This is a genomic window from Hymenobacter glaciei, assembly GCF_039539585.1.
In the GTDB taxonomy this organism is placed as follows: domain Bacteria; phylum Bacteroidota; class Bacteroidia; order Cytophagales; family Hymenobacteraceae; genus Hymenobacter; species Hymenobacter glaciei.
The window spans coordinates 251,442-264,308 of record NZ_BAABDK010000017.1; the positions used below are offsets into that span (position 1 = coordinate 251,442).

At 60.4% G+C, this 12,867-nt stretch carries 11 protein-coding genes; 8 read left to right on the plus strand and 3 right to left on the minus strand.

The genetic code is table 11. The features are described 5' to 3' along the window. The first annotated feature begins 25 nt into the window (after positions 1 to 25). Positions 26 to 2,485 (plus strand): DUF6311 domain-containing protein, encoded by a 2,460-nt coding sequence (locus ABD837_RS11850; RefSeq protein WP_345054532.1) that lies wholly within the window; start codon positions 26 to 28, stop codon positions 2,483 to 2,485. Here the strand turns inward: ABD837_RS11850 and ABD837_RS11855 are convergent. Continuing rightward, entirely contained in the window at positions 2,373 to 3,956 is a 1,584-nt protein-coding gene (locus ABD837_RS11855; RefSeq protein WP_345054535.1) for a hypothetical protein, read from the minus strand. The two genes, ABD837_RS11850 and ABD837_RS11855, sit on opposite strands and share 113 nt — an antisense overlap. Positions 3,957 to 4,006: 50 nt before the next feature. Further along, a complete protein-coding gene (locus tag ABD837_RS11860) occupies positions 4,007 to 4,810 on the minus strand; it encodes a dolichyl-phosphate beta-glucosyltransferase (protein WP_345054537.1) in 804 nt (267 codons plus the stop codon). Positions 4,811 to 4,992: 182 nt separating this feature from the next. Here ABD837_RS11860 and ABD837_RS11865 point away from each other — a divergent pair, with 182 nt between their 5' ends. Next, positions 4,993 to 6,435 (plus strand): aldehyde dehydrogenase, encoded by a 1,443-nt coding sequence (locus tag ABD837_RS11865; protein ID WP_345054540.1) that lies wholly within the window; start codon positions 4,993 to 4,995, stop codon positions 6,433 to 6,435. Positions 6,436 to 6,505: 70 nt separating this feature from the next. Then, positions 6,506 to 6,832, plus strand: a complete 327-nt coding sequence (locus ABD837_RS11870; protein ID WP_345054542.1) for a hypothetical protein — start codon at positions 6,506 to 6,508, stop codon at positions 6,830 to 6,832. Here the strand turns inward: ABD837_RS11870 and ABD837_RS11875 are convergent. Next, positions 6,829 to 7,419 carry a Uma2 family endonuclease gene (locus tag ABD837_RS11875; protein WP_345054545.1) on the minus strand — a complete coding sequence of 197 codons (591 nt, stop codon included), beginning with the start codon at positions 7,417 to 7,419 and terminating at the stop codon, positions 6,829 to 6,831. The genes ABD837_RS11870 and ABD837_RS11875 overlap by 4 nt on opposite strands. 89 nt (positions 7,420 to 7,508) lie before the next feature. Between ABD837_RS11875 and ABD837_RS11880 the strand changes: the two genes are divergently transcribed. The 5 genes from ABD837_RS11880 to ABD837_RS11900 all read left to right on the plus strand — a co-directional run bounded on the left by ABD837_RS11880 (position 7,509) and on the right by ABD837_RS11900 (position 12,843). Beyond that, positions 7,509 to 8,141, plus strand: a complete 633-nt coding sequence (locus tag ABD837_RS11880; protein WP_345054548.1) for an acyltransferase — start codon at positions 7,509 to 7,511, stop codon at positions 8,139 to 8,141. Positions 8,142 to 8,174: 33 nt separating this feature from the next. Then, complete coding sequence (locus ABD837_RS11885; RefSeq protein ID WP_345054550.1) at positions 8,175 to 9,470, plus strand: nucleotide sugar dehydrogenase; 1,296 nt, start codon at positions 8,175 to 8,177, stop codon at positions 9,468 to 9,470. 99 nt (positions 9,471 to 9,569) lie between these two features. After that, a complete protein-coding gene (gene galE, locus ABD837_RS11890; RefSeq protein WP_345054553.1) occupies positions 9,570 to 10,583 on the plus strand; it encodes a UDP-glucose 4-epimerase GalE in 1,014 nt (337 codons plus the stop codon). Between the two features lie 103 nt (positions 10,584 to 10,686). After that, complete coding sequence (gene rfbB / locus ABD837_RS11895) at positions 10,687 to 11,742, plus strand: dTDP-glucose 4,6-dehydratase (protein WP_345054556.1); 1,056 nt, start codon at positions 10,687 to 10,689, stop codon at positions 11,740 to 11,742. Positions 11,743 to 11,835: 93 nt separating this feature from the next. Next, positions 11,836 to 12,843 (plus strand): SDR family oxidoreductase, encoded by a 1,008-nt coding sequence (locus ABD837_RS11900; protein WP_345054558.1) that lies wholly within the window; start codon positions 11,836 to 11,838, stop codon positions 12,841 to 12,843. Positions 12,844 to 12,867: the final 24 nt, after the last annotated feature.

Consider the following 12,867-nt stretch of genomic DNA (forward strand, 5'->3'; position numbering starts at 1 on the left):
CTTCACTTGCTTTGCTTGGTTATTTATGAGGCGTGCTGTTAAGGCCCATTGGCTGGGAATGGGTGGGGTGCTGGCAGCGGCAGCAGCCTGGGTTAGCTTGCTGTTCACCAATGTACTGCGGCAGCCCTCGGCCTACTTTTTCAGCGGGGCCGGCGACGGCCTGAAGAACTACTTTGTGGCGGCGTACTTTATGAAGTACGACCACGGCCAGCATTTCACGGGCATGAATTACCCGCTGGGCGAGCACTACACCTACCCCGACCTGCAGCCCCTTGTGAGCGGCCTGGCTACGTTGGCCCGCCCGCTGGGCATCGTCACGACCGGCAATGCCATTGCCCTGCTCAACTTATTGGTGCTGGCGTCGATGGTGGTGGCCCCGGTGGTGCTCTACGCCATTCTGCGCCGCACCCACCTGCCGGTGGTGTTCGCGGCGGTGGCGGCCCTGCTTATTGGCTTCATGGCCCCGCAAAACAACCGCCTCGACGGCCACATGACCCTAAGCTACGGCTGCGGGATACCGCTGCTGTGGTACTGCCTGGTGCGGGTGCAGCAGGCTCCCGGCCGCACCCGCTGGTACGTGGCCTACGCTACTTGCAGCTTCCTGTTGGGGCTGGTTTCGGCCTACTACCTGGCCATGTCGTCGTTTTTCCTGCTGGCCCACGTGCTGGTACTGGCCGCACAGGAGGGGCCCCGGGCGGCCCAGCGCCCAAGTCGGCTCTGGCCGTGGCTGGGCTGGTTGGTGTTCACTGCCCTCGTGCCGCTGGTGCTGTTTCAGGGCTGGATGGCGCTGGTCGACCCCGTGACCGACCGGGCGCGCAATCCCTTCGGCTTTGGCCTGTTTGTGGCCAGTTTTAGCAGTGTTTTCGTGCCCGTCGTTGAGCCGTTTAAGTCCTTCTGGCAGCAGCTGCTGCACACCAGCGAGCCGCACGGCGAAGGGTTTTCCTACATTAGCATGGTAGCCGACCTGGCCCTGCTGCTCACCCTTGTGCTGATGCTACGCTACGCCTTCCGGCGGCGCTGGCGGCGAATTTTTCGGCTGGTAGCGCCTGCGCACCTTCGGGTAGGCCTGTGGGCAGCGGGCTTTCTGCTCGTGCTAAGCATGGGTTACCCGTTTGCCATCCCGGGCCTGGGCTGGCTGGCCGACGTGCTGCCCGCCGTGAAGCAGTTTCGCTCCCTCGGCCGCTTTGCCTGGCCTTTTTATTACGTGGCCGGGGTGTACGCGGCCTGGTATTTCTACCGGCTGGCCCGCTACCTGCGCCAGCATTGGCTACACGGCGGCGTTTGGCGAGTAGCACTACTGGCTCCGTTGCTGGTGCTATGGACGGCCGAAGCCTACGTGCACAGCCACGAGAAAGCCGACCGCATTGGCCTGCAGCCCGAGACGACTGATATGATTCAGGACACCGACAACTACACAAATTTCCTGAGTTGGGCCAACCGCAACCCCAGCGACTTCCAGGCAATTATGCCGCTTCCTTACTTCGCCATTGGCACTGATAAAATTGATATTCAGGGCAATCCAAATGCGATGTACCAGTGCTACAAGGCTTCGCTGAATACCGGCCTGCCGTTGCTGGCAGTGCACATGGCTCGCTCTTCGGTGGGCCAGACCCTGGCCCTCACCCAACTGCTGAGTAGCCCGTTGGTGGCGCGCCCGGTAGTAGCCAAATTCCCGAACACGAAGCCGATTCTGCTGCTGGTAGTGCCCGGCGTCGGGCTTACCACTGCCGAGCAGCGGCTCGTCACACTCGCGCACCGTATAGCCAGCCGCCCCGAAGCGGACTTATATGAATTACCCATCGCTGCGTTAGCCGCCAACGAACTGGCTGCTGAGCGCGCGCGGGCCCAAGCCCTGCTGCCCACGCTGCGCCGGCAGGCCGATGGCCTGTTTGTGACGACGCCTAAAACCGTGTTGCTGCAATCGTTCGACCAAGGCAACGACCGGCGCGGCCGGTTGGCCCCTGGCGCTTTCCACGAACCGCTGGACCAGTTTTCGACCTTATACGACGGCCCACTGCCCACCCCCGGCGACACCGGCCGCTATGAGGTAAGCGTGTGGGTAAACGCGCAGACGGCCTACGGCCTGGGCAATATGCAGGTGAAGCAGTTCGGGCGCGATGCCCAGACCAACCAGCAAGGAATCGGCTCCAACTCCAGCACCGAAATCGACGGCGACTGGGTCCGAGTAGTCCTGCCCATCCGCGTTAAGCCCGGCACCAACCGCCTCATGGTACTTTACGAAAACCGCGACTTGCTGGTCGATGACCTGCTTATTCGGCCCGTTGATACCGACGCCTATTATTACGTGGGCACCGAAGACCGGCCGCGGCTCGTGAAGAATACCTACGCCCTGGACCCGGCAGCTGGCAGCCCTACCAGCGAAGCTGGAAAATGGAGTGTACGCGCCGGCCGTCGGCCCGCAGCTGGTACACCTCGGCCCCAGGCGGGTAAGAATACGCCTGCGGATGCCAACGGTAATTGGTGATAATATAATCGGCTCCTTCCTCCTGGTCTACCATTTGAATGCGTTCGCGCTGCTCGTTGGGCAGCATTTGCAGGGCAATGGGGGCGGGTGATGGCGGAGGCGAATACACCTTGATGCTTGAGCGGGTGTCGTGCTCGGCAATGTACACCAGGTCCTGCTGGTAGCCCAGGCCCCAGTAGTCCATTTCAAACCGCTCGGCCACGTTGGGGCCTGCCAACACGTTGAAATACAGCATCTGAAGCGGGTGCATCAATATCATCTGGAAGCCAATAACCACCGCACTAACTACTGTTATGGCGCGCACCGCACGGGGCCGCCACTTAGCTGCCGCCGCCCAGCCACGCACGGCCAGCAACAGCAGCATCGGATACACAAAGTAGAGCTGTCGCCAGCCGTCGTACAGCACCGAGTGCAGCGCGATGACCACCAGCAGCGGCCCTACGCCCAGGCCCAGAAAAAGCACGTCCTGCAGCTGGTCGTCGTTGACCCACAGCCGCCAGCGCTGCCGCAGCAGCTCGCGTACTACCAGCCCGATGCCCAGCCCACCTGCGGCCAGGTACAGCACCGGCGTGGTAATGCCCATCCACACCAGCGCGTAGTGCCAGGGGATTTCAGTGGCCGGAATCAGGTCGCCCATGTACAGCACCAGCCCGCCCCAGCGGAACGCGGCCATGTTGCGAAAGGCAATGAACAGATTGGTGAGCGGTGCTGGCCACAGGTAGGGCCACAGGGCCACCACCAGCACCACGAGCAGGCCGCCATACAGCGCCAGGGTGCGGGCCACGCGGGGCCATGCCACTTCGCTCCGCAACCCGCGCCACAGCAGCAGCGCCCCGGTAGCCAGCGGCACCAGCACCGCCATAATCCGTACGTCGATGGCAATGGCGCAGGCCAGCGCATGCCAGGCCGCCCGGCGCGTGGTAGGACGCAGTAGCAATTGAACAGCCGTATTGGTCGCGATGGCAAACAGCGCCATGAACACGGCATCCTTGTCATTATAGAACGACTCGGCAAAAAGGCGCGGCGAAAGCAACAGCCAGCTGGCCGCCAGCAGGCCCACCCGCCAGTCGTGAAAGCGCCGCGCGGCCAGTTGGTACACGGCCAGCATGCCTCCAAATGATATCAGAAACGTGAATAAGTGGCGCAGCAAAAATTTATTGCGCCAGTCGTCGATGCGCAGCACCCGTTCCAGAAACGACACCGGAGCTTCGAACGCCACGCCGTAGTCGCGGTCTTGGTACTCATCCAGCGGCACCCCGTAGCGGTCGAAATTGTCGTCGTTTTCCACCCACGACGGGCTTATCTTCATAGCGACGTGCTTGAGGCTTACCATGCCCGTATCCCGTTGCTGGTTTTCATCAACAGAAATTCCGAACTGGCGGAATATCAGCAGGCCAAGAAGCAGCACCGTTCCGAAGAAGGCGCGCACTATGCGGTGCTGCTGAGGAGAAGAACGCGAAAAATCAAGCATGTAACAAAGCAGATGAAGGGAAGACAGCGCCGCTGTTGGGCACTGGCGGCTTACTCGGCAGCAGGCAGCGGACCACTAGATGCTACCGGCATTGCCTGGGCCTGGCGGGTGCGCTGCAGCGCCGCATCGTAGTGCCCGCGGCCGAACCGGCGGCGCAGCTCGCGCAGCTCACGGAAACCGTCGAGGCCGCTAAGAAAGCCGACTTTGCTGCCAGCGGCATCGTTCCAGCGTACGGGTTGTTCCAGCATGCGCAGGCCTGCTTTGTACGCCAGAAAAAGCAACTCCACGTCAAACCCGAAGCGGTCGAGCACCGCTCCTTCTACAATGGGCCGGCAGGCAGCCATGCGGAAGGCCTTAAAGCCGCATTGGGTATCGGCGTAGGGCAGGCCGGTGGCCCACTGCATTATTTGGTTGAAGATGCGGCCGCTGTACTCGCGCAGCCAGGGCTGATGCACCCCAATGAGGCTGCGGTCGAGGGCCCGCGAGCCAAATATTACGTCGTACTGGCCGGCCAGAATCGGGTCCACCACCTTGTGCAGCTCCTCGATGGGAGTCGAGAGGTCGGCATCCGAAAACAAAGCCACGGTGCCGGTGGCAGCCAGCAGCCCCTGACGTACCGCGTACCCCTTGCCCCGATTAGCCGGGTAGCTGATGAGGCGGGTGGCAATGGTGTCGGGGTGGGTGGCAAAATAGCTTTCGACTACCCGCCCGGTGTCATCAGTCGAGCCGTCGCTGACCACGATAAGCTCGCTGCTGAACGGCTGCGCGTGCAGGTACGTCAGCACCTGCTCGATGGTGCGCCCTACCCGCGCAGCTTCGTTGTAGGCTGGAATGATGACGGAGAGAACGGGCAAGCTGAATAGAAATAAGTGGCGCCAAATGACGCGGGAAGGGACAATGCAGTGCTACAAAGCTAGCTATTGCGCCCGCCTTTTCGTGCGCCCGTTTTTTTCCGTTGCCAAGCTGCGGACGCGGCCCTTCAGCCTTGGGCCGTGGGCCGTTACTTTGGGGTTCCGCTCCTGCCCTGCTCCCGCCTATGCTCCGCCTCCAGAACTACGTCAACGGCCAGCTCGTGCCGCCCCACGCCGGCCGCTACCTCGATAACGTGGAGCCCGCCACGGGCCAGGTGTATGGCCAGATTCCCGACTCCGGCCCCGAAGACGTAGCTGCCGCCGTAGCCGCCGCCGAAGCCGCCCTGCCCGCCTGGCGCAAGCTGGCAGCGGAGGACCGCGGCCGCCTACTCGTAAAAATCGCTGACCTGATTGATGCCAACTTGGAGCGCCTGGCCCTTGCCGAAAGCCAGGACAACGGCAAGCCCCTAAGCTTGGCCCGCGTGATGGACATTCCGCGGGCAGCCAGCAACTTCCACTTTTTCGGCACTGCTGCCGGGCACTTCGCCACCGAAGCCCACGTGCAGGAAGGCGTAGCCGTGAACTACACCGTGCGCCATCCGGTGGGCGTGGTGGGCTGCATTTCGCCCTGGAACCTGCCGCTGTATCTCTTCACCTGGAAAATTGCGCCGGCCCTCGCCGTGGGGTGCTGCGTGGTGGCCAAGCCGTCGGAAATTACGCCGGCCACGGCCTTTTTATTGAGTGAGCTGTGCATTGAAGCCGGCCTGCCGGCGGGCGTGCTCAACATTGTGCATGGCAACGGCCCCAACTGCGGGCAAGCCATCGTGGAGCACCCGGGCATCAAGGCTATCAGCTTCACGGGGGGCACAGCCACCGGGCGGCACCTCGCGGCCACCGCCGCACCCATGTTCAAAAAGCTGAGCCTGGAGCTGGGCGGCAAAAACCCCAACCTCGTTTTTGCCGACTGCGACCTAGCCGCTGCCGTGGCTACCAGCATACGCAGCAGCTTCGCCAACCAGGGCCAAATTTGCCTGTGCGGCTCGCGCATTTTCATTGAGCGGCCGATGTACGAGGCTTTCAAAACCGAGTTTCTTAAGCAGCTCCAAGACCAGAAAATCGGCGACCCGCTTGCCGCCGACACCAAGCAGGGCGCGCTAATCAGCGAAGCGCACCTGCACAAAGTACTGGCCTATATCGAGCTAGCTCACGCCGAGGGTGGCACCCTGTTGGCCGGCGGCCACCGCGCCACCGTACCCGGCCGCTGCGAGGGCGGCTACTTCCTGGAGCCCACCGTGTTCGAAAACCTGCCCTTCGACTGCCGCACCAACCAGGAGGAAATCTTCGGCCCGGTCGTTACCCTCACGCCATTTGATACCGACGAAGAAGCCTTGATGATGGCCAACAGCACCGATTATGGCCTCTCCGCCACCATCTGGACGCGCGATTTGCAACGGGCCCACAGGGTGGCCCACCAGCTGCACGCCGGCATTGTGTGGGTAAATACCTGGCTGCACCGCGACCTGCGCACCCCCTTCGGCGGCATGAAAAACTCCGGCGTGGGCCGCGAGGGCGGGCTGGAGGCCCTGCGGTTTTTCACCGAGGCCCAGAACGTGTGCGTGAAGCTGTAATATATTAGAAGTAATTAACACAGCAGTCTATCCCTCAGCATCCTACTGGCCTGCCTGGCGGCGCGGCAGCGTGCGGCTGCTCGTACTGGTGCTGCTCGATTGCCTTGGGGCAGGGGCAATTTTGCAGGCTGGCTTCCTGGCTATTTCTTATACCTCCGGCCCCGGCCCACACGACTGGGCCGGGCCAAGCGTCTGGGTAGTGAACATTGGCTGGGCCGCTGGTATTACCGCCCACCTCGTTGCTCTGCAACGCGCAGCTAAGCGCCATCAAAAGGCCGAAGCCACCGCGCTGCTGGCCAGTAGCCTGTTGCTGATGGGGCTCTGCCAACTGGTGATGGTGTTTGTGCTGTACGCTGCGACAGTAGTCGAAGTGCTGCGCGCGGTTTTCAACCCCTAAGTAAACGCCACGCCCGCGTACACTTCTGCCAAAGGCACCTGGCAACCGATGCTGCTAAGGTCCAACACCGTATTCGAGTCGCGGGTTTCGGTAAGCACCCAGCACCCAGGCTTCGTCAGGGTATGCAGTTCGGCATGGATGGAGTGAGAATCCAGCGTTAGGTACTGCCGCAGGCTGGGAACCTGTCGGTACAGCATGAACTTATCGCTCCGGTCGTACTGGCTGGTGGTCGGCGACAATACTTCTACCAGCAATGTTGGATTTAACAGAGTATCCGGCTTTTTTTCCTCGTTAAATTCAGGCGGGCCGCACACAACCGTCAGGTCAGGATAGACGAAAGCACTGCCGCTCATGATTTGCAGGCGCTGGTCGCTGCCCACTACGGAGCAACTTTTGCCACGCAACTGGCTCCGCATTTCGCCGCCCAAATTCATACAGATAAGGTTGTGCCAATACCCCGCACCAGCCATGTCGATTATTTTTCCCTCTATGTATTCGTGTCTAAATTCTGCTTCACGCTCCAAGCGCAAGTAATCTTCGGACGAGACAAAATCGGGGTTATCGGTTTGGCGAACAAGCAGGCCCATAGCATCGTTGGATGAGGTGTTACCCAAAAGTACGAACCCAACCCCGCTCGCTGCCTTACCTTTGCGGGCCGAAACTACCCGCTGCCCGCATGTCCCACGCTTCCCCCGATTACTACGCGCACCCCACGGCCATCCTCGACGAAGGCTGCCAGGTAGGCCGGGGCAGCCGCATCTGGCATTTCTGCCACATCTCGGCGGGGGCCGACATTGGTGAGGCCTGCAACCTGGGCCAGAACGTGTTTGTGGCCGATGGCGTGACCCTCGGCCGCAACGTAAAGGTGCAGAACAACGTGAGCCTCTACGGCGGTGTGGTATGCGAAGACGACGTGTTCCTGGGCCCGTCGGTGGTATTCACCAACGTGAAGAACCCGCGCAGCGCCATTCCGCGTAAGGGCCCCGGGCAGTACCTCACTACCTACCTCGAACAGGGCGTCACCATCGGCGCCAATGCCACCATTGTGTGCGGGGTGCGGCTGGGTCGCTACGCCTTTGTGGGCGCAGGTAGTGTGGTCACGCACGACGTTCCGGCGTATGCCCTCGTATACGGTACCCCCGCCCGCCCGCAAGGCTGGATGAGCGCCGCCGGCCACCGCCTCAATTTCGATGCGCAGGGCCGGGCCGATTGTCCCGAAAGCGGGGAAAAATACGAGCTTAGCCCCGACAGCACCACGGTGCGGCCGATGGTTTCCAAAATCCCTAAGTTGCCGAAAAACAGCAACTAGCAATTATAAATTAGCAACCGACAACTACTTCTCGTGTACGACCAACTATTGCGCAAAGAGGCCACCCTGGCCGTCATCGGCCTCGGCTACGTAGGCCTGCCCATCGCCCTCGAATTCGCCAAGCAGCTGAAGGTGATTGGCTTCGATATCAATGCTGGCCGTGTGGCTCTAATGAAACAGAGCATCGACCCCAGTGGCGAGCTCGAAAAAAAGGACTTCGAGGGTTGTGACATCACCTTCACCGACTCGCTCGAAGTGCTGCGCCAGGCGCAGTTCTACATCGTGGCCGTGCCCACGCCGATTGATGAGCACGCCCAGCCTGACCTCAAGCCCCTACTGGGTGCGTCGGGCTCGGTGGGCAAAGTGCTGAAAAAGGGCGACTACGTGGTGTTTGAAAGTACCGTGTACCCTGGCTGCACCGAGGAAGACTGCATTCCGGTACTGGAACGCCTGTCGGGCCTGAAATTCCCAACCGATTTCAAGGTCGGCTATTCGCCCGAGCGCATTAATCCCGGCGATAAGGAACACACCCTGCGCCGCATTGTGAAGGTGGTAAGCGGCAACGACGAGGAAGCCCTCGACACCGTGGCCAAAGTGTACGAGCTGGTGGTGGATGCCGGCGTGCACCGCGCCAGCAGCATTCGGGTAGCCGAGGCCGCCAAAATTATCGAAAACACCCAGCGCGACGTGAACATAGCGCTGATGAACGAGCTGTCGATGATTTTCGACCGCATGAACATCAATACCTACGAGGTACTTGAAGCCGCCGGCACCAAGTGGAACTTCCTGAAGTTCTCGCCCGGCCTGGTGGGAGGCCACTGCATTGGTGTCGACCCTTACTACCTGACCTACAAGGCCAAGGAGCTGGGCTACGACGCCAAGGTTATTCTGAGCGGCCGCACCACCAACGACAACATGGGAGCATACATCGCCCGCAAAACGGTGCAGATGATGATTAAGAAGGGCAAGGACGTAGCCAAAAGTCGCGTGCTGGTGATGGGCGCCACTTTTAAGGAAAACGTGGAGGACATTCGCAACTCGAAAGTGGCCGACGTGATTCAGGAGTTGAAAAACTTCTCGGTGAACGTTGACATTGTGGACCCCCACGCCGATTCGAACGAGCTGCACCACGAGTACGGCTTCCGCCTGACCCACAACGACGACGTGCGCACCGACTACGACGCCGTGATTGTGGCCGTGAGCCACACGCCCTACGCCGAGAAGGACGAAGCCTATTTCCAGTCTATAACTTCCGAAAACCCGGTCCTAGTCGACATCAAAGGCCTGTACCGCGGCAAAATGAAGGAAATCCAGTACTGGAGCCTGTAATTATTTAGCCATTAGCTGAAAGCTATTAGCAGTTAGCTCCCGGTCGGGGTGCCAGCTGAAAAGCTACCAGCTAATAGCTTTCAGCTAGCAGCTAACGACATGAAAATTCTTGTTACCGGCGGGGCCGGCTACATTGGCTCCCACGCGGTGGTCGAGCTGGCGCAGGCTGGCTACCAGCCCGTCATCATCGACAACTTCAGCAATTCTTTGGAGTCGGCGTTGGTGGGCATTGAATCGATTCTGGGTACGACCGTGCCGATTTACCGCATCGACTGCGGCGACGTAGCGGCCCTGCGCCAAGTATTCGAGGCCGAGAAAGACATCAAAGGCGTGATTCACTTTGCGGCCTACAAGGCCGTGGGCGAGTCGGTGCAGAAGCCGCTGGCCTACTTTCAGAACAACGTGGGCTCGCTGCTGACGCTGCTGCAGGTGATGAAGGAATCTGGTGTGGAAAACCTGGTGTTCTCGTCTTCGTGCACCGTGTATGGCATCCCCGACGCACTGCCCGTGACGGAAGCCACGCCGACTAAACCGGCTTCGTCGCCCTACGGCCGCACCAAGCAAATGTGCGAGGAAGTGGTACACGACGTATCGGCTGCGCCTGATAACACGCTGTGCACCATCCTGCTGCGCTACTTCAACCCGATTGGAGCGCACGAATCGGCTAAGATTGGCGAGCTGCCGCTGGGCGTGCCCAACAACCTGGTGCCGTTCATCACCCAAACGGCGGCCGGCATTCGCGAGGAACTGACCATTTACGGCAGCGACTACGACACGCCCGACGGCACCAACGTCCGCGACTATATCCACGTCGTGGATTTGGCGAAGGCCCACCTGGTGGCCGTGCAGCGCCTACTCGACCGCAAAGCCACCGACACCGTGGAGACCTTCAACGTGGGCACCGGCCACGGCAATTCGGTGCTGGAAGTGGTGCAGGCGTTCGAGAAAGCCAGCGGCCAGAAGCTGAACTACAGCATCGGCCCGCGCCGGCCCGGCGACGTGCCCGCCATCTACGCCGACGCCACCAAGGCCGAGCAGGTACTGGGCTTCAAAACCGAAACCTCGCTCGCCGACTCGCTCGCCAGCTCATGGAAGTGGCAGCAAACCCTTTAAATGTGGGAAATCAATTGATGTGGAAATGTGAAGATGAATTTATTTTTCATTCACGACAATTTCCATATCTCTCACATCATCCACATTTTCACATTCAAAAACTATGAAAATCCTCATCACTGGTGGCGCTGGCTTTATCGGCTCCCACGTTGTTCGGCTGTTCGTTACCAAATACCCGAACCACCAGATTCTCAACCTTGACGCGCTGACGTATGCCGGCAACCTGGAGAACCTGCGCGACATTGAGAAGGCGGAGAACTACCGCTTCATAAAAGGCGACATTTCCGACCAGAGCTTTATCGACCAGCTGTTTGCCCACGAGGAGCCCGACGCGGTGATTCACCTCGCGGCCGAAAGCCACGTCGACCGCAGCATCACCGACCCCATGGCGTTTGTGAAAACCAACGTCATCGGCACGGTGAACCTGCTGAACGCGGCCCGCAACCTGTGGCAGCCCGGCGGCTACGACGGCCACGTGTTTTACCACGTGAGTACCGACGAAGTGTACGGCTCGCTGGACTTTGGGCCCGAGATGTTTACGGAGGAAACTTCGTACGACCCGCGCTCGCCCTACTCGGCTTCCAAGGCCAGCTCCGACCACTTTGTGCGCGCCTGGCACCACACCTACGGCCTGCCCATTAAGCTCAGCAACTGCTCGAACAACTACGGCCCCAACCACTTCCCCGAGAAGCTGATTCCGCTGGCCATTCACCGCCTGCGTACCGGCCAGCCGGTGCCGGTGTACGGCAAAGGCGAAAACGTGCGCGACTGGCTGTTTGTGAAGGACCACGCCACGGCGATTGATGCCGTGTTTCACAAGGGCAAAAACGGCGACACTTACAACATCGGCGGCGTGAACGAGTGGCAAAACCTAAAGCTTATCGAGCTGCTTTGCGACGTGGTGGACCAGAAAACCGGCCAGGAACAAGGCACCTCGCGCAAGCTCATCAAGTTCGTGACCGACCGTGCCGGCCACGACATGCGCTACGCCATCGACTCCAGCAAAATCATGAACGAGTTGGGCTGGAAGCCCTCCGTAACCTTCGAGCAAGGCCTCGCCCAAACCGTGGACTGGTACCTCGAAAACGAGGAGTGGCTGAACAGCGTAACCAGCGGCGCGTACCAGGACTACAACCAGCAGCAATACAGTAATCGATAATGTGAAAATGTGGGAGATGTAGAAATACGTGCTGTTCGGCGCTAAAGCATTTTCATATTTCCCACATTTTCACATTTTACCACATTAATCATCGTGTACGACAATCCCTTCCACGAGCAGCCGCTCGATAACCTGACCTTTCTTGTAACCGGCGGCGCGGGCTTCATCGGCTCCAACATCGTGGAGTACCTGCTGAAATACGGCGTGAAAAAGGTGCGCACGTTGGACAACTACTCCAACGGCTTCCACAAAAACCTGGCGCTTTTCTCCGGCGATTCCCGCCTCGAAATCCTGGACGGCGACATTCGTGACGCGGCCGTTTGCGCCAACGCCTGCGAAGGCGTGGACGTGGTGCTGCACGAGGCGGCGCTCGGCTCGGTGCCGCGCTCCATCAAGGACCCGGTGCTGACGAACGACGTGAACGTGGGCGGCTTTGTGCAGATGCTGACGGCTGCTAAAAATGCGGGTGTGAAACGCTTCGTGTACGCCGCTTCCAGCTCGACCTATGGCGACCACCCCGGCCTGCCCAAGGTGGAGGACCGCATCGGCAAGCCGCTCTCGCCTTATGCCGTCACCAAGTATGCCAACGAACTGTATGCCGACGTATTCGCCCGTACCTACGGCATGGAGATTATCGGCCTGCGCTACTTCAACATCTTTGGTCCACGCCAAGACCCGGGCGGCGCTTACGCGGCTGTGATTCCGCTGTTTATCGACGCTATTCTGCGCAACGAGCCGCCCACGCTGAACGGCGACGGCGGCCAGACCCGCGACTTCACCTTCGTAGAGAACTGCGTGGAAGCCAACATTCGCGCCGCGCTCGTGACGAACCCCGAGGCCCTGGGCCAAGTGTACAACATCGCCGTGGGCGACCGCACTTCGCTGGTGCAGATGTACGACATCCTGCGCGAGGAAGCCGGCTCGGACCTAGCTCCGAAATTCGGCCCCGACCGCGCCGGAGATATCCGCGACTCGTTGGCTGATATCTCGAAGGCCAACCGCCTACTGGGCTACCAGCCGCAGGTGCGCATCCGCGAAGGCCTGCGCCAGACGCTGGCGTGGTTCAAGGCCAACCAGGAATTCATTGAGGCGCGCAACTAATCGTTCGAACGTCGACCATAAAAA

What these genes read in the sequence shown, in the direction of transcription:
- ABD837_RS11850 (WP_345054532.1), top strand. Translation starts at nt 26, where the DNA reads ATGAGGCGTGCTGTTAAGGCCCATTGGCTGGGAATGGGTGGGGTGCTG.
- ABD837_RS11855 (WP_345054535.1), bottom strand. Translation starts at nt 3,956, where the DNA reads ATGCTTGATTTTTCGCGTTCTTCTCCTCAGCAGCACCGCATAGTGCGC.
- ABD837_RS11865 (WP_345054540.1), top strand. Translation starts at nt 4,993, where the DNA reads ATGCTCCGCCTCCAGAACTACGTCAACGGCCAGCTCGTGCCGCCCCAC.
- ABD837_RS11875 (WP_345054545.1), bottom strand. Translation starts at nt 7,419, where the DNA reads ATGGGCCTGCTTGTTCGCCAAACCGATAACCCCGATTTTGTCTCGTCC.
- ABD837_RS11880 (WP_345054548.1), top strand. Translation starts at nt 7,509, where the DNA reads ATGTCCCACGCTTCCCCCGATTACTACGCGCACCCCACGGCCATCCTC.
- galE (WP_345054553.1), top strand. Translation starts at nt 9,570, where the DNA reads ATGAAAATTCTTGTTACCGGCGGGGCCGGCTACATTGGCTCCCACGCG.
- rfbB (WP_345054556.1), top strand. Translation starts at nt 10,687, where the DNA reads ATGAAAATCCTCATCACTGGTGGCGCTGGCTTTATCGGCTCCCACGTT.